This window comes from Streptococcus oralis (genome assembly GCF_001578935.1).
Classification (GTDB): Bacteria; Bacillota; Bacilli; order Lactobacillales; family Streptococcaceae; genus Streptococcus; species Streptococcus oralis_R.
Genome location: NZ_KQ969521.1, coordinates 1,250,531 through 1,266,877, shown reverse-complemented (window position 1 = coordinate 1,266,877; position 16,347 = coordinate 1,250,531). Strand labels below are relative to the sequence as shown.

The following is a 16,347-nucleotide window of genomic DNA, read 5'->3' as shown; positions in this document are numbered from 1 at the left end:
GAGTTACATATATGAAAAAAAGTAGAGTATTTGTTGCGACAGGAGTTGCCTTATTAGCGACTAGTGTACTAGCTGCTTGCGGTGCTTCAAAATCATCGGATTCAACGGCACCAAAAGCTTATGGCTATGTTTATACGTCCGATCCAGAAACTTTGGACTATATTGTGTCAGGAAAACAAAGTACTAAAGCGGTAACATCAAATGGAATTGATGGTCTTTTCACAAACGATAAATATGGGAATCTAACTCCAGCGGTCGCAGAAGACTGGTCGGTTTCTCAAGATGGTTTGACTTATACATATAAGATTCGCAAAGGAGTTAAGTGGTTTACTTCTGATGGGGAAGAGTATGCGGAAGTGACTGCTAAAGACTTTGTAAACGGTTTAAAACATGCGGCAGATAAAAAGTCAGAGGCTCTTTATTTAGCACAAGATTCAGTGAAAGGTTTGTCTGATTATTTATCAGGTGCTTCAGCTGATTTTTCAACTGTTGGAATTAAGGCTGTTGATGACTATACTCTTCAATATACGTTAAATCAGGCAGAGCCATTTTGGAACTCTAAGTTGGTTTACTCTATCTTCTGGCCATTGAACGAAGAATTTGAGACATCAAAGGGAGCTGATTTTGCAAAATCAACAGATCCAACCTCCTTACTTTATAATGGTCCATTTCTATTGAAGGCCTTAACTGCTAAATCCTCTGTTGAGTTTGCTAAAAATGAACAATATTGGGATAAGGATAATGTCCATCTAGATACGATTACTCTTGCCTACTATGATGGTTCAGACCAAGAATCGCTTGAGCGAAACTTTACAAGTGGTGCTTACAGCTACGCGCGTCTCTTCCCAACAAGTTCAAACTATTCTAAGGTAGAGGAAGACTATAAAGATAATATCTATTATACTCAGCCAGGTTCAGGAATTGCAGGTCTAGGTGTGAATATTGATCGTCAAAACTACAATTACACATCTAAGACGACAGATGCTGAGAAGACATCAACTAAGAAGGCTCTTTTGAACAAAGACTTCCGTCAAGCCTTGAACTTTGCGCTAGATCGCTCAACTTATTCAGCTCAAGTTAACGGAAAAGATGGTGCTGTACGTGCTGTTCGAAATCTATTTGTGAAACCTGATTTTGTCTCAGCAGGCGAAAAAACATTTGGTGACTTGGTTGCAGATAAGATGACCGCTTATGGCGATGAGTGGAAAGGTGTTAGTTTTGCAGATGGTCAGGATGGACTCTTCGACGCGGATAAGGCAAAAGCAGAGTTTGCGAAGGCGAAAAAAGCCTTGGAAGCAGAAGGAGTCACCTTCCCAATCCATTTGGATGTTCCAATGGATCAAACTTCTAAAAATTTCATTGCTCGGATGCAATCATTTAAACAATCTATTGAGAATGTTCTTGGAACCGAAAATGTTATTATCGATCTTCAGCAGATGACAAGCGACGAACTCCTGAATATTACCTACTATGCTGGAAGTGCGGCTGCCGAGGATTGGGACCTTTCTGGTGCAGTGGGTTGGAATCCTGACTTTGAAGATCCATCTACCTACCTTGATATCCTTAAAACAACTAACAGTACACAGACAAAAACTTACATGGGGTATGATGACCCGAACAATGCTGCAGCAAGTCAAGTTGGTTTGAAAGAATATGATAAGTTAGTTGATGAAGCTGGTGCAGAAACAAGCAATCTCAATGTTCGTTATGAAAAATACGCAGCAGCTCAGGCTTGGTTAACAGACAGTTCTCTCTTTATCCCAACCATGATGGCTAATGGTGCTGCGCCGGTGATTTCTCGTGTTGTACCATTTACATCAGCCTATGCACAAGCAGGGGATAAGGGGGCAGATATCTACTTTAAATATATTGAACTACAAGATAAACCAGTCACTAAGAAAGAATATGATCAAGCTCGTGAGAAATGGCTCAAAGAGAAAAAAGAATCAAACGAAAAAGTTCAAAAAGAATTGGCTAATCACGTTAAGTAAATAACTCTCAAGAGAACTTTCTCTCCATGAGGAGAAGGTTCTTTTGGGATTTTAAAAGGAAACGATATGAAGAAATATATTTTTATGCGTGTCTTGCGCTCATTGTTGTCTATTTTCTTGGTGACAACCTTGACCTACACGATTATCTATACGATGGTTCCTCGAAAATTGATTTTCAAGCAGGATACCAACTATAACAAGATTGCAACGACTCCAGATAAGCGAGACAATTACGAAAATACCGTCTATGAACGTATGGGTTATATTGAGTATTACGATACCAAGGAGTTGCAAGAAAAAGCGAGCACAATGGACTCATCTGTAACAGTAGATGCCAATGATACCAATAAGGCAATCTACGAAAAATACATCAACCAACTCGGTAATGGTTGGACGTTAGGTGTCTTTTCAGAGAGTGGTCAGTTCTATGCTACGCGTGAAATTCCAATTTTTGAACGTGTTTTCAAATTCTATGCGAACTTGCTTGATATTGATCATACAAACAAGATTCAAGACCCTGAAAATCCAAACTTGGAACGTTATCTTCGTTTTGAAAATGACCCTGCTATCGGTTGGTCATTGGTTGGTTCAGGTACCAAACATAAATACCTTTTGTATTTCAACAATCAATTCCCGTTTGTACACCAAAACTTTGTGAACATTAACTTAGGTGACTCTTACCCAACTTATGCAAACACGCCAGTGCTTCAAGTTATCACACAGGGTCAAGGACAAACCAAGACATCAGAGGTTCAATTCCCTACTGGTAAAAAGACTTCATCTGTAGATATTTACTCTCGTACCTACAAATCTCCAAGTCAAGCAGATGCGCGTGAAGTAGCTAACTATGGTAAGGACGATCCATATACAGCTACAGAAAGCAATTATCAATATCCATCAATGATTGCAAGTTCAGCTGTTGCTGGTTTGATCGGTTTGATTATTTCGTATGCGATTGCGATTCCACTTGGATCTGCCATGGCTCGCCACAAGAATACTTGGATTGATAGCTTCTCGACAGGTGCTCTAACCTTCTTGCTTGCCCTTCCAACGATTGCCTTGGTTTACATCGTGCGTTTGATTGGCTCATCGATTGGTCTGCCTGACTCATTCCCTATTTTGGGAGCCGGAGATTGGCGTTCCTATGTCTTGCCAGCAGTTATTCTAGGGTTGTTGGGGGCGCCAAGTACAGCAATCTGGATTCGTCGTTATATGATTGACTTGCAATCTCAGGACTTCGTTCGTTTTGCTCGTGCAAAAGGTTTATCTGAAAAAGAAATCTCAAATAAACACGTCTTTAAAAATGCCATGGTTCCTTTGGTTTCAGGTATTCCAGGTGCCGTAATCGGGGTTATTGGTGGTGCAACATTGACAGAAACAGTCTTTGCCTTCCCAGGTATGGGTAAAATGTTGATTGACTCTGTTAAGGCATCAAATAATTCAATGGTAGTTGGTCTCGTCTTCATCTTTACATGTATTTCTATCTTCTCACTCTTTGTAGGAGATATCTGGATGACCATGCTTGACCCACGTATTAAATTGACAGAGAAAGGAGGCAAATAATGTCAACAATCGATAAAGAAAAATTTCAGTTTGTAAAACGTGACGATTTTGCCTCTGAAACAATTGATGCTCCAGCTTATTCATACTGGGGCTCTGTATTTAGACAGTTTTTAAAGAAAAAATCAACAGTCATTATGTTGGGAATATTGGTAGCTATTATTTTGATGAGTTTTATCTATCCGATGTTTTCAGACTTTGACTTTAACGATGTAAGTAAGGTGAATGACTTTAGCGCTCGCTTTATCAAGCCCAATGCTGAACATTGGTTTGGTACAGATAGCAATGGTAAATCCTTGTTTGATGGGGTTTGGTTTGGTGCGCGTAACTCTATCCTTATCTCTGTAATTGCCACTTTTATCAACCTTGTGATCGGGGTTATTGTTGGTGGGATTTGGGGGATTTCAAAATCCGTTGACCGCGTCATGATGGAAGTTTATAACATTATTTCAAACATTCCATCTCTTTTGATTGTCATTGTCTTGACTTACTCAATTGGTGCTGGTTTCTGGAATTTGATTTTTGCCATGAGTGTGACAACTTGGATTGGGATTGCTTATATGATTCGTATCCAAATCATGCGTTACCGTGACTTGGAATACAACCTTGCTTCTCAAACACTTGGAACACCAACCTTTAAAATCATCGTTAAAAACATCATGCCACAATTGGTATCCGTTATTGTTTCTACGATGACCTTGATGTTGCCAAACTTCATCTCTTATGAAGCCTTTCTTTCCTTCTTTGGATTGGGATTGCCTGTAACAGTGCCAAGTTTGGGACGTTTGATCTCAGATTACTCACAAAACGTTACGACCAACGCTTACTTGTTCTGGATTCCGTTGACTACCTTGATCTTGGTATCCCTATCTCTTTTCGTTGTTGGTCAAAACCTAGCGGATGCTAGTGATCCACGTACACATAGATAGGAGTAGACATGACAAAAGAAAGTAATGTAATTTTGACTGCTCGTGATATTGTCGTGGAATTTGACGTTCGTGACAAAGTTCTGACGGCTATCCGAGGAGTGTCTCTGGAACTGATTGAAGGAGAAGTTCTTGCCTTGGTAGGTGAGTCTGGTTCTGGTAAATCTGTTTTAACAAAAACCTTTACAGGGATGTTAGAAGATAATGGACGCATTGCCCAAGGAAGCATCGACTATCGTGGACAAGACTTGACAGCCTTGACTTCGAACAAAGAATGGGAGAAAATCCGTGGTGCTAAAATTGCGACTATTTTCCAAGACCCTATGACAAGTTTGGATCCAATCAATACAATCGGTAGCCAAATCACTGAAGTTATCATTAAACACCAAGGGAAAACAGCTAAGGAAGCCAAAGAGATGGCAATCGACTATATGAACAAGGTCGGAATCCCAGATGCTGAAAAACGTTTTGAAGAGTATCCTTTCCAATATTCTGGAGGGATGCGCCAACGTATTGTTATTGCGATTGCCCTTGCCTGTCGTCCAGATATCTTGATCTGTGACGAGCCAACAACGGCCCTTGATGTTACCATTCAAGCGCAAATCATTGATTTGCTTAAAACCTTGCAAAATGAGTACCACTTTACCATTATCTTTATCACCCATGACCTTGGTGTGGTAGCAAGTATTGCCGATAAGGTAGCGGTTATGTATGCTGGTGAAATTGTAGAATACGGTACTGTTGAGGAAGTCTTCTACGATCCACGTCATCCATACACTTGGAGTCTCTTGTCTAGCTTGCCACAGCTCGCTGATGATAAAGGGGAATTGTACTCTATCCCAGGAACACCACCGTCTCTTTATACTGAGCTGAAAGGTGATGCCTTTGCCCTTCGTTCAGATTATGCGATGCAAATTGATTTTGAAGAGAAGGCACCTAAGTTTTCAGTCACTGATACCCACTGGGCTAAGACTTGGTTGCTTCATGAGAATGCTCCTAAAGTTGAAAAACCTGGAGTCATTGCAGATTTGCATGACAAGATTCGTGATAAAATGGGCTTTGCTCATCTAGAAGACTAGGAGGAAGGAAATGTCTGAAAAATTAGTAGAAATTAAAGATTTAGAAATTTCCTTCGGTGAAGGAAGTAAGAAGTTTGTTGCCGTTAAAAACGCTAACTTCTTTATCAACAAGGGAGAAACTTTCTCTCTCGTTGGTGAATCTGGTAGTGGGAAAACAACCATTGGTCGTGCCATTATTGGCTTGAATAATACCAGTAAAGGTGAAATCATCTTTGACGGTCATAAGATCAATGAGAAAAAATCTCATAAGGAATCATCAGATTTGATCCGTCGCATCCAGATGATTTTCCAGGACCCTGCAGCTAGCTTGAATGAGCGTGCGACAGTTGACTATATCATCTCTGAAGGTCTTTACAACTACCACTTGTTCAAAGACGAAGAAGATCGAAAAGAAAAAGTTCAAACGATGATTCATGAAGTTGGACTTTTGAAAGAACACTTGACCCGTTATCCACACGAGTTTTCTGGTGGTCAACGTCAACGTATCGGGATTGCCCGTGCCCTTGTGATGGAACCTGATTTCGTTATTGCGGATGAGCCAATTTCAGCCTTGGACGTTTCAGTGCGTGCGCAAGTCTTGAACTTACTCAAGAAGTTCCAAAAAGAGTTGGGCTTGACCTATCTCTTTATTGCGCATGACTTGTCAGTTGTTCGCTTTATCTCAGACCGTATCGCGGTTATCTATAAGGGAGTTATCGTCGAAGTGGCGGAGACAGAGGAGTTGTTTAACAATCCTGTCCACCCATACACTCAAGCACTTCTATCTGCTGTACCAATTCCAGATCCAATCTTGGAACGCAAGAAGGTCTTGAAAGTTTACGATCCTGACCAACATAACTATGAGACAGATAAACCATCTATGGTAGAAATTCGTCCAGGTCACTATGTTTGGGCTAACCAAGCAGAAGTTACTCGATACAAAGAAGCTCTTAAAAAATAAACAGACTAGGAGAGGACCGAAAGGTCTTCTCATTTTTAATAGAAAAATTCCCCTTCTACTAGCTTGTAAAAGGGGAATTGTATTATTATTAGCGTTTAGACCAAGTGCGTTTCATAAAGAGTAGCAAAATTGGGTATATCTCTAAGCGACCTGCAATCATTGCAAAGGAGAGGAGGATTTTAGAGATGGGACTAAAGATAGCAAAACTCGAGGTTGTACCTAGAATAGGTCCGATATTGTTAAAACAGCTGAAGACAGCACTGGTCACGACTAGAAAATCATTGCTATCAAGACTGACGATAAAGATGAGAGAGAGAATGATCATCATATAGATAGCAAAATATTTAAGAATCTTGTGCTGGGTATCCTTATCAATCACAGTTTTATTGACGTGTAGAGTCAAAACACGGTGAGGGGATAAGGTGGACAAAATCTGATTTTTTGCGATCTTAGAGAGGATAAGTCCTCTGATCACCTTAAGACCACCTGCAGTTGAGCCTGCTGATCCACCGATTCCCATGAGGAAGAGGAGGATAAATTGGGAGAAGAGGGGCCAGTTGGTAATATCTCCGTAACCAAAACCTGTTGTTGTGATGATATTGGAAACCTGGAAGAAGGCCATTTCAACACTTTTAGAGACCCCTTGGTAGAGGTGGAGCGTATTAAGAGTAATCAAGCCGGTAGAAACTAGGACAATGATGATATATGCTCGTAGTTCTTCATCTCCAAAGAAAGCCTTAACCCGACGGAGCATGAGGTAGTAATAGAGATTGAAGTTAACCCCAAAAACCAACACTCCGATACTAACTAGATAGGTGATGAGTGAGCTACCATAGTGGGCAATTCCGTCGTTATAGACGGTAAAGCCCCCAGTTCCTGCCGTTCCCATAGCGATGACAAAACTATCATAGAGAGGCATGCCTGCTAGGTAGTAGATAACCACAAAAAGGGAGAAGAGAGCCAGATAAAGCAGATAGAGGATCTGAGCAGTGTTTTTTAGCTTGGATACGACCTTGCCAAAGACAGGACCAGGGACCTCAGCCTTCATCACCTCCAAGTGACTATTCTTGGCATTGTCCATAATGGCAAGTGCAAAGACGAGTACCCCCATCCCTCCAATCAAGTGGGTGAAACTTCTCCAGAAGAGGAGGGAACGAGTGAGAACGGAAACATCGTTCAGAATAGTTGCTCCTGTAGTCGTAAATCCAGAACTGATTTCAAAGAAGGCATCGATGACGCTTGGGATTTGTCCTGAAAAGACAAAGGGGAGGCCACCAAAGAAAGACCATAGAATCCAACAGAGGGCAACAATTAAGACCCCTTCCTTGGCATAAATCCGTTGATTTTTCGGTTTCCGTAAAACGCCTAGACCACCTAGAAGGACTAAAATTCCAATCGTAGAAAAAAGAGCGATAAATACTTGATTGGATTCTTGGTAATAGATCGCTACACTAACAGGGACTAGGAGAAGAACAGCCTCAATCAAGAGAAGTTTTGAGAGGAGGTAACGAATCATACTTTTATTCATTTTTTACCTCTCAATCAAATCATAAATTTTGGTGATGTTTGGCAATAAGGTCGTCACGAGTAACTTGTCTCCCACCTCAAGCATATCCTCTCCAGTAGGGAAGATTGTTTTTCCTTTTCGGATAATGGCTGCAATGAGAACCCCTTTTTTCAATTTCAACTGTGATAGAGGTTTGGCAGTCATTTTATTAGCTTCCTTGATTTGGAATTGGAGGGTTTCAATTTGACCGTTTGCTAGATGGTGCATGGCTTGAAGGTCTGAATACTGAGCGTTTACTCGACCACGGATAAAGTGCATAATGGTATCCACTGCGATGCTTTTTGGTGTGATAATACTTGAAAAATCAGGCGCATGGATAATCTCTAGAAGGCTAGTCCGGTTGACCTTGGTGATATTCTTTTGGACACCAACACGGTCAAGGAACATAGAAGTGATGATATTTTCCTCATCAACTCCAGTCAAGGTTGCGACTGCATCATAGTGGGGAGCACTTTCTTCCAGCAAAATGTCTTTTGCAGTTCCATCTCCTTGGACAATATAGAGATTGGGGAACTTTTCGCTGAAGAAACGAGCTCTTTCAGGATTGATCTCGATAACCTTGGTATCAATGCGACTGTCTTTTAAAATGCCGAGTAGATAATAAGCAATTTTACCTGCACCAACGATAAGCAGACTTTTAACAGCACGAGATTTGAAGTAGTTGTGGAAAAGCATCATATCTACACGATTTCCCGTAACAAAAATCCGATCCTTGTCTTGGATAATAACATCACCGCTTGGAATCATAAGTTGATGATCTCTCTCCATAGCACAGACAATGACATTTCCAAACTTTTTACGGAAGTCTGAGATTGGCATTTGACAAAGACCGCTAGAATCCTTGACAACAAACTCCATGAGACTGACCCGACCTCCAGCAAATCGTTCGACAGAGAGGGCATTAGGGAAATCAATGATATTTGAGATCGCACGCGCTGCTAGGAGTTCTGGATTAACAATAAGTGAAAATCCAAGAATATTTTTCTCTTTAAAATAGGCATTAGAGTATTCAGGATTTCGCACCCGAACGATGGTTTCTTTAGCACCCATTTTTTTAGCAAGTACCGCTGAAATCATATTCACTTCATCGTATTCAGTTAGAGCGATAAAGATATCACACTCTTGGACGCCGGCTTGCTCCAAGATGGCAAAATCAGCACCATTTCCAAGGAGTCCCATGATGTCAAAGCGACTAACAATGTGATTGAGGACAGCTTCATCTTGCTCGATGAGAACAACGTCATGGTTTTCCGCAACCAGTGAACGACAGAGGGCGAAACCAACTTTCCCTCCACCAACAAGGACAATTTTCATATAAAAAACCTACTTTTTCATGATGTAACTATCATACCCTTTTTTAGCAAAAAATGCACTTACTAGGGCGATTTTTAAGGGAAGAAAGGCCTTTTTCACGTTTTGAAGATACATTTGTTTAACTTCTATAACGATGTCTCCGATTTGGAGTGATATTACTCTCTTACTATCCCTTTTCAGAAAGGGAATGACCAAACATGAAAATATCATCAAAAAAAGTAAAAAAATCAAGTCATTTCTATTGACAATGATTCTGAAAGTGTTATACTAAGAAAGTAGTTTCGCTGATTTACTTCAGACCTGTTGTGAGGTAAGTTAACGATGCCTTAACCACGCTGTTCGCTGAGCTTGACTCCGGGCAGTGTGGCTATTTTTTTGCAATGGTGAAAGGAAGCCAGTTATGACAAATCACATTGTATTATTTGAACCTCAAATTCCGCAAAATACAGGCAATATTGCGCGTACTTGCGCTGCGACCAATTCTCCCCTTCACATCATCAAACCGATGGGATTTCCTATTGATGACCGGAAGATGAAGCGGGCTGGTTTGGATTACTGGGACAAGCTTGAGATTTATTTTTATGACAGTTTGGAAGATTTCATGTCTCGAATGAAGGGGAAACTCTATCTGATTTCGAAATTTGCGGAAAAGGTCTATTCTGAAGCAGATTTGGCAAGTGGTGGGGATTATTATTTTCTTTTTGGACGTGAAGACAAGGGTTTGCCTGAGGACTTTATGCGAGAACATCCTGAGAAAGCCCTCCGTATTCCTATGAATGATGAGCACGTCCGCAGTCTCAATGTTTCGAATACCGTATGCATGATTGTATATGAGGCTCTTCGTCAGCAGAATTTTGCAGGTCTTGAGCTTGTTCACACCTATGAAACAGATAAATTGAAATAATCAAAATGCTTGCACTTGCAAGCGTTTTTTGTTATGATTAAAGGGTCTTCAGGGCTGGGTGAGATTCCCGACCGGCGGTGACTTTAACTAGCTATTTTGGCTTACTCTTCGTTGTCTTGTCTTGATATACTCAAGTATTATCTTCGACTGCGACGCCTAGATTAATCCAAAATATCTTAGTTAAAGAAGTCCGCGAGCGCAAGCTGATGTGGTGCGATTCCACAACCGACAGTATAGTCTGGATGGGAGAAGACGAAAGAATGGCTTTGTCTGTTCTGATGAGTTTATAGATGAATTGCAACCGCTTGCTCAAAAGAGTGAGAGGGAACTTTTGGGATATAAAAAGTGAGAATAGATAGAGGGATCCTTTCCAACTTCTTCTGATTTTATAGAAAATTGGAGGAACCTGTTATGACAAACACACGTCGAATTTCGACCATTGCGATTTTATCAGCCATTTCATTTGTGCTGATGTACTTTGACTTTCCGCTCTTGCCAGTGGCAACCTTCCTCAAGATCGAGTTTAGTATCTTGCCAGTCCTTGTGGGCTTGGTGGTGATGGATTTACCGGCTGCTCTAGGAATTCTCTTGATGCGCTCACTCTTGAAGTTGCTTCTGAATAGCCAAGGAGTGAATACCTACATTGGCTTGCCAATGAATATCGTAGCTCTGGGAGTTTTTGTTATCGCTTTTGGTTTGATTTGGAAAAAGGAACGCAGTACCCTTCGTTTCCTACTAGCATCTCTAGCGGGAACTATTGGATTGACTGCTGCTATGTTGGTTCTCAACTATGTCTATGCGGTTCCTTTGTACGCGCAATTTGCTAACTTTGATATTGGAAAAATTTTGGGACTTTCCAACTACCTAATGACCATGGTTTTACCTTTTAACTTGATTGAGGGTATCATCTTTGCCGTTTCATTCTGGTTGTTATACGTCCTCTTGAAACCAACCTTAAAACATTATGAGAGATAAACAAACATTTTTAATGAAGGGCAGTTTTGCCCTTTTACTTTTCGTCCTTCTTGGCTATATGGTTAAGTTCTATCCTGAAACGCTGGTCGGTTTTGATCAACCGATTCAGACTGCCCTTCGTGGGGACTTGCCAGATTATTTGACAGTTCTGTTCCGTGCGCTTACGCATTTGATTGATATCCCGGTGATTATCACCTGGGTTGCCATCGCAGCCTTTATCTTTTATCGTAAGCAGTGGAAGATAGAAAGCTTCTTCATGGCGGGAAATCTGGCAATAGCTGGTCTTTTAATCGTGACCTTTAAAAATATCTACCAGCGCCCGCGGCCAGCTATCTTACATCTGGTAGAGGAGAAGGGCTTTTCTTTTCCAAGTGGCCATTCTCTGGCTGTGACGCTGATGGTGGGGACATTGATTGTCATTCTCAGTCAACGGATTAAAGATCCCGTCTGGAGAAAAATTGTGCAAATCGTCCTTGGCCTCTACCTAGTCAGTGTGCTGCTATCTCGGGTCTATCTGGGAGTTCACTACCCATCAGATGTTCTTGCCAGTTTCTGTGTAGGTTTGGGAGTCTTGTTTATCGAGTTCCCCTTCTATGACAAGCTTCGCTTCCAATGGCGATTTAAAGGCAAGCAGAAGTGAGTATCGAATTCCCTTGAGGAGAAAGAAATGAAAGCCAACATAAAAGCTCTCCATCCGACTCAACTATACTTATCAGAAAAGAAACTAGAAGGCATCCAGACACTTTATCAGTCGGCAGAAATAATCAATGTTGCTCCAATCAGTATTCTTGCGTTCGGAGACTGCTTGTTGATTACAGACGGGCATCACAGGGCCTATCAGGCTTTATTGGCAGGTAGGGATACGATTTCTGCTGAGTGGGATAGAGATGGTGGCGATGAACTGTATTATCTTTATGCGCAAGCTTGCGAGGAAAGAAAGATTTACTCTGTTTTGGATTTAAAAGACAGTATCTTAGCTCAAGATGAGTATGAAGCAAAATGGTATAACTGGTGTGATGGCTTTAATCAAGCAGCAACTCTTTTATTGAAAAGGAAAGCAGGTGAAACAGATCCTACAAATAGGTAATGCATTGTGTCTTGTTCCTTTTTATATTGAAATTAGTCTAATCTAACTTGTTTTTTAACTAAAAATCTGATAAACTAAGTAGTAATTGAATAGGAATCCGCAAGACTAGTAACTCAAGGGAAGTATATCAGGGAGGAGAGCCGTGACTGCAAGCTCTCTATATGAAAGCTGGGTGAATTCACTTGCACATGGATTTGGAAATGAAGGTCTGACTTGTCAGATGAAAACGGATGGTACCGCGTGTCAACGCTCCGAGTGGAGTTTTTGGCATGTGGTTTTCTTTTTATCTGATAAGCGACTGATGGAGGAATTATGTCAACTATTGAAGAACAATTAAAAGCGCTTCGCGAAGAAACGCTGGCTAGCTTGAAGCAGATTACTGCTGAAAATGAAAAAGAGATGCAAGAATTACGTGTCTCTGTCCTTGGGAAAAAAGGGTCACTGACTGAAATCCTCAAAGGGATGAAGGATGTATCGGCTGAAATGCGCCCTGTCATCGGGAAACACGTCAATGAAGCTCGCGATGTCTTGACAGCGGCCTTTGAAGAAACAGCTAAACTCTTGGAAGAAAAGAAAGTCGCAGCTCAACTGGCTAGTGAGAGCATCGATGTAACACTTCCAGGTCGTCCTGTTGCGGCTGGTCACCGTCATGTTCTTACACAAACCAGTGAAGAAATCGAAGATATTTTCATCGGTATGGGTTACCAAGTCGTAGATGGTTTTGAAGTGGAGCAAGACTACTATAACTTCGAGCGTATGAACCTTCCAAAAGATCACCCAGCTCGCGATATGCAGGATACTTTCTACATCACTGAAGAAATCTTGCTTCGTACCCACACGTCTCCAGTTCAGGCGCGTGCTATGGATGCTCATGATTTTTCTAAAGGTCCTTTGAAAATGATCTCACCAGGTCGTGTGTTCCGTCGTGACACAGACGATGCGACCCACAGTCACCAATTCCACCAAATCGAAGGATTGGTTGTTGGGAAAAACATCTCTATGGCAGACCTTCAAGGAACCCTTCAGTTGATTGTCCAAAAAATGTTTGGTGAAGAGCGTCAAATCCGTCTGCGTCCATCTTATTTCCCATTCACAGAGCCATCTGTTGAGGTGGATGTTTCTTGCTTCAAGTGTGGTGGAGAAGGCTGTAACGTATGTAAGAAAACAGGTTGGATCGAAATCATGGGTGCTGGTATGGTTCACCCACGTGTCCTTGAAATGAGCGGTATCGATGCGACTGTTTACTCTGGATTTGCCTTTGGTCTTGGACAAGAGCGTGTCGCTATGCTCCGTTACGGAATCAACGATATCCGTGGATTCTATCAAGGAGATGTCCGCTTCTCAGAACAGTTTAAATAAGATTGAAACCTGAAACACAGTCTAGTTATTTTCTCTTGATGAGAATGGTAAGGACTGACTCGAAGAAAAAGAAAGGAATTGAAAAGAACTTACTTGTGGGTTCTTGCAATCAGAATTATGTTAGTATCTTATAAATGGTTGAAAGAATTGGTGGACATTGATGTGCCATCACAAGAGTTGGCTGAAAAAATGTCAACTACAGGGATCGAGGTCGAAGGTGTCGAATCACCGGCTGCCGGTCTTTCAAAAATTGTTGTCGGCGAAATCTTGTCTTGCGAAGATGTGCCAGAAACACACTTGCATGTCTGTCAAGTCAATGTGGGTGAAGAAGAAGCCCGTCAAATCGTCTGTGGAGCACCCAATGTGCGTGCAGGTATCAAGGTCATGGTAGCACTTCCAGGAGCTCGCATTGCGGACAACTACAAGATTAAAAAAGGGAAAATCCGTGGCTTGGAATCCCTTGGGATGATCTGCTCACTTGGTGAATTGGGTATTTCTGACTCCGTCGTACCGAAAGAATTTGCAGATGGCATTCAAATCTTGCCTCAAGATGCAGTACCAGGGGAGGAAGTCTTCTCATATCTAGACTTGAATGATGAAATCATCGAACTTTCTATCACACCAAACCGTGCAGACGCTCTATCTATGCGTGGAGTAGCTCACGAAGTAGCAGCTATCTATGACAAGGCAGTCAACTTTAAAGAATTCAGTTTAATAGAAACAAATGAAGCTGCAGCAGATGCCCTTTCTGTAGGCATTGAGACAGACAAGGCGCCTTACTATGCAGCCCGTATCTTGGACAATGTGACCATCGCACCGAGTCCACAATGGTTGCAAAACCTTCTTATGAACGAAGGCATCCGTCCAATCAATAACGTAGTGGACGTGACCAACTACATCCTGCTCTACTTTGGTCAACCAATGCATGCCTTTGACTTGGATACCTTTGAAGGGACTGACCTCCGTGTGCGTGAAGCGCGTGCTGGTGAAAAGTTGGTAACCTTGGACGGGGAAGAGCGTGAGTTGGAGACGAATGACTTAGTCATCACTGTTGCTGACAAGCCAGTAGCCCTTGCAGGTGTCATGGGTGGTCAAGCAACAGAAATCTCTGAAAAATCTAGTCGCGTTGTCCTTGAAGCTGCAGTCTTCAATGGCAAGTCGATTCGTAAGACTAGCGGTCGCTTGAATCTTCGTTCGGAGTCATCTTCTCGTTTTGAAAAAGGCATCAATGTGGCAACGGTAAATGAAGCCCTAGATGCGGCAGCGAGCATGATTGCAGAACTTGCAGGTGCGACGGTGCGTAAGGGCATCGTTTCAGCGGGAGCGCTTGATACTTCTGATGTAGAAGTTTCTTCAACTCTTGCAGACGTTAACCGCGTCCTTGGTACGGAGCTTTCCTACGCCGATGTAGAAGATGTCTTCCGTCGTCTTGGATTTGGTCTTTCTGGAAATGCAGAATCATTTACAGTCAGCGTCCCACGTCGTCGTTGGGATATTACCATCGAAGCAGACCTCTTTGAAGAAATCGCTCGTATCTATGGCTATGACCGCTTGCCAGCCAGTCTTCCAAAAGATGATGGTACAGCTGGTGAATTGACTGCGACACAAAAATTGCGTCGCCAAGTTCGTACCATCGCTGAAGGAGCAGGTTTGACAGAAATCATTACCTACGCTCTGACAACGCCTGAAAAAGCAGTTGAGTTTACAGCTCAACCAAGTAATCTTACAGAGCTCATGTGGCCAATGACTGTGGATCGTTCTGTCCTCCGTCAAAATATGATTTCTGGTATCCTTGATACGGTGGCTTATAATGTGGCTCGTAAGAACAAAAACTTGGCCCTTTACGAGATTGGAAAAGTCTTTGAACAAATAGGCAATCCAAAAGAAGATCTACCAAATGAGATCAATAGCTTTGCCTTTGCCTTAACCGGCTTGGTTGCAGAAAAAGATTTCCAAACGGCAGCAGTTCCAGTTGATTTCTTCTATGCTAAGGGAATCTTAGAAGCGCTCTTTACTCGCTTGGGACTTGCAGTGACCTATACAGCAACAGCTGAGATTGCAAGTCTACACCCAGGACGTACAGCCGTGATTTCACTCGGTGACCAAGTTCTTGGTTTCCTTGGTCAAGTGCATCCAGTCACAGCTAAGGCTTACGATATCCCAGAAACGTATGTAGCAGAGCTTAACCTTTCAGCCATAGAGGCTGCCCTTCAACCAGCTGCTCCATTTGTAGAAATCACTAAATTCCCAGCAGTCAGCCGTGACGTGGCCCTACTCCTCAAGGCAGAAGTGACTCACCAAGAAGTAGTCGACGCCATCCAAGCTGCTGGCGTGAAACGTTTGACTGATATCAAACTCTTTGACGTCTTCTCAGGTGAAAAATTAGGACTTGGTATGAAGTCAATGGCCTATAGCTTGACCTTCCAAAATCCAGAAGATAGCTTGACAGACGAAGAAGTTGCACGCTATATGGAAAAAATCCAAGCATCACTCGAAGAAAAAGTGAATGCAGAAGTGCGTTAATAGTCTAAAATCCATCCTTCGGGGTGGATTTTTAGTTTCAAAAGGACAGTTCAGAAGAGAAAAGCGATAGTTGAGGAGAAAGCCATCTCAGAAAGCCTTTAATGAGTTATACTAAAGATATC

Annotated in this window: 13 protein-coding genes and 1 riboswitch; of the genes, 11 read left to right on the top strand and 2 right to left on the bottom strand. The window is 42.0% G+C overall.

The genetic code is table 11. The features are described 5' to 3' along the window. Positions 1 to 11 precede the first annotated feature (11 nt). From SORDD15_RS06155 to SORDD15_RS06135, 5 genes are all read left to right on the top strand, one after another. On the top strand, positions 12 to 1,991 hold the full coding sequence (locus SORDD15_RS06155; protein ID WP_061415513.1) for a peptide ABC transporter substrate-binding protein: 1,980 nt from the start codon (positions 12 to 14) through the stop codon (positions 1,989 to 1,991). A gap of 66 nt (positions 1,992 to 2,057) precedes the next feature. Then, the gene (locus SORDD15_RS06150; RefSeq protein WP_061415511.1) at positions 2,058 to 3,554 is read left to right on the top strand and encodes an ABC transporter permease; all 1,497 of its coding nucleotides are present in this window, start codon (positions 2,058 to 2,060) and stop codon (positions 3,552 to 3,554) included. Beyond that, positions 3,554 to 4,480 (top strand): oligopeptide ABC transporter permease OppC, encoded by a 927-nt coding sequence (oppC, locus tag SORDD15_RS06145; RefSeq protein ID WP_061415509.1) that lies wholly within the window; start codon positions 3,554 to 3,556, stop codon positions 4,478 to 4,480. Before SORDD15_RS06150 ends, oppC begins: the two co-directional genes overlap by 1 nt. A gap of 8 nt (positions 4,481 to 4,488) precedes the next feature. Further along, entirely contained in the window at positions 4,489 to 5,556 is a 1,068-nt protein-coding gene (locus SORDD15_RS06140; RefSeq protein WP_061415507.1) for an ABC transporter ATP-binding protein, read from the top strand. A gap of 10 nt (positions 5,557 to 5,566) precedes the next feature. Next, positions 5,567 to 6,496 (top strand): ATP-binding cassette domain-containing protein, encoded by a 930-nt coding sequence (locus tag SORDD15_RS06135; protein WP_061415505.1) that lies wholly within the window; start codon positions 5,567 to 5,569, stop codon positions 6,494 to 6,496. An 88-nt stretch (positions 6,497 to 6,584) separates the two neighbouring features. Here the strand turns inward: SORDD15_RS06135 and SORDD15_RS06130 are convergent, their stop codons facing one another. Both SORDD15_RS06130 and trkA read right to left on the bottom strand, forming a co-directional pair. After that, positions 6,585 to 8,024 (bottom strand): TrkH family potassium uptake protein, encoded by a 1,440-nt coding sequence (locus tag SORDD15_RS06130; RefSeq protein ID WP_061415503.1) that lies wholly within the window; start codon positions 8,022 to 8,024, stop codon positions 6,585 to 6,587. Positions 8,025 to 8,027: 3 nt separating this feature from the next. Further along, positions 8,028 to 9,377 (bottom strand): Trk system potassium transporter TrkA, encoded by a 1,350-nt coding sequence (gene trkA, locus SORDD15_RS06125; protein WP_061415501.1) that lies wholly within the window; start codon positions 9,375 to 9,377, stop codon positions 8,028 to 8,030. Between the two features lie 400 nt (positions 9,378 to 9,777). On the opposite strand from trkA, the gene SORDD15_RS06115 reads away from it, so the two are divergent. From SORDD15_RS06115 to pheT, 6 genes are all read left to right on the top strand, one after another. Beyond that, positions 9,778 to 10,281 carry a tRNA (cytidine(34)-2'-O)-methyltransferase gene (locus SORDD15_RS06115; RefSeq protein ID WP_061415497.1) on the top strand — a complete coding sequence of 168 codons (504 nt, stop codon included), beginning with the start codon at positions 9,778 to 9,780 and terminating at the stop codon, positions 10,279 to 10,281. Positions 10,282 to 10,321: 40 nt separating this feature from the next. Further along, positions 10,322 to 10,539, top strand: a riboswitch (FMN riboswitch). Between the two features lie 153 nt (positions 10,540 to 10,692). After that, entirely contained in the window at positions 10,693 to 11,256 is a 564-nt protein-coding gene (locus SORDD15_RS06110) for an ECF transporter S component (protein WP_061415495.1), read from the top strand. Next, a complete protein-coding gene (locus tag SORDD15_RS06105) occupies positions 11,246 to 11,896 on the top strand; it encodes a phosphatase PAP2 family protein (RefSeq protein ID WP_061415493.1) in 651 nt (216 codons plus the stop codon). The genes SORDD15_RS06110 and SORDD15_RS06105 overlap by 11 nt, the downstream gene beginning before the upstream one ends. A gap of 27 nt (positions 11,897 to 11,923) precedes the next feature. After that, a complete protein-coding gene (locus SORDD15_RS06100) occupies positions 11,924 to 12,343 on the top strand; it encodes a hypothetical protein (protein ID WP_061415491.1) in 420 nt (139 codons plus the stop codon). Positions 12,344 to 12,655: 312 nt separating this feature from the next. Beyond that, positions 12,656 to 13,702 carry a phenylalanine--tRNA ligase subunit alpha gene (gene pheS, locus SORDD15_RS06095; RefSeq protein ID WP_061415489.1) on the top strand — a complete coding sequence of 349 codons (1,047 nt, stop codon included), beginning with the start codon at positions 12,656 to 12,658 and terminating at the stop codon, positions 13,700 to 13,702. A gap of 117 nt (positions 13,703 to 13,819) precedes the next feature. Then, positions 13,820 to 16,225, top strand: coding sequence for a phenylalanine--tRNA ligase subunit beta (pheT, locus tag SORDD15_RS06090; RefSeq protein ID WP_061415488.1), 2,406 nt, complete (start codon positions 13,820 to 13,822; stop codon positions 16,223 to 16,225). Positions 16,226 to 16,347 lie beyond the last annotated feature (122 nt).

Bases quoted from the DNA above. Each gene is read 5' to 3' on its own strand.
- SORDD15_RS06155 (WP_061415513.1), top strand. From the start codon at position 12: ATGAAAAAAAGTAGAGTATTTGTTGCGACAGGAGTTGCCTTATTAGCG.
- SORDD15_RS06150 (WP_061415511.1), top strand. From the start codon at position 2,058: ATGAAGAAATATATTTTTATGCGTGTCTTGCGCTCATTGTTGTCTATT.
- oppC (WP_061415509.1), top strand. From the start codon at position 3,554: ATGTCAACAATCGATAAAGAAAAATTTCAGTTTGTAAAACGTGACGAT.
- SORDD15_RS06140 (WP_061415507.1), top strand. From the start codon at position 4,489: ATGACAAAAGAAAGTAATGTAATTTTGACTGCTCGTGATATTGTCGTG.
- SORDD15_RS06135 (WP_061415505.1), top strand. From the start codon at position 5,567: ATGTCTGAAAAATTAGTAGAAATTAAAGATTTAGAAATTTCCTTCGGT.
- SORDD15_RS06130 (WP_061415503.1), bottom strand. From the start codon at position 8,024: ATGAATAAAAGTATGATTCGTTACCTCCTCTCAAAACTTCTCTTGATT.
- trkA (WP_061415501.1), bottom strand. From the start codon at position 9,377: ATGAAAATTGTCCTTGTTGGTGGAGGGAAAGTTGGTTTCGCCCTCTGT.
- SORDD15_RS06115 (WP_061415497.1), top strand. From the start codon at position 9,778: ATGACAAATCACATTGTATTATTTGAACCTCAAATTCCGCAAAATACA.
- SORDD15_RS06110 (WP_061415495.1), top strand. From the start codon at position 10,693: ATGACAAACACACGTCGAATTTCGACCATTGCGATTTTATCAGCCATT.
- SORDD15_RS06105 (WP_061415493.1), top strand. From the start codon at position 11,246: ATGAGAGATAAACAAACATTTTTAATGAAGGGCAGTTTTGCCCTTTTA.
- SORDD15_RS06100 (WP_061415491.1), top strand. From the start codon at position 11,924: ATGAAAGCCAACATAAAAGCTCTCCATCCGACTCAACTATACTTATCA.
- pheS (WP_061415489.1), top strand. From the start codon at position 12,656: ATGTCAACTATTGAAGAACAATTAAAAGCGCTTCGCGAAGAAACGCTG.
- pheT (WP_061415488.1), top strand. From the start codon at position 13,820: ATGTTAGTATCTTATAAATGGTTGAAAGAATTGGTGGACATTGATGTG.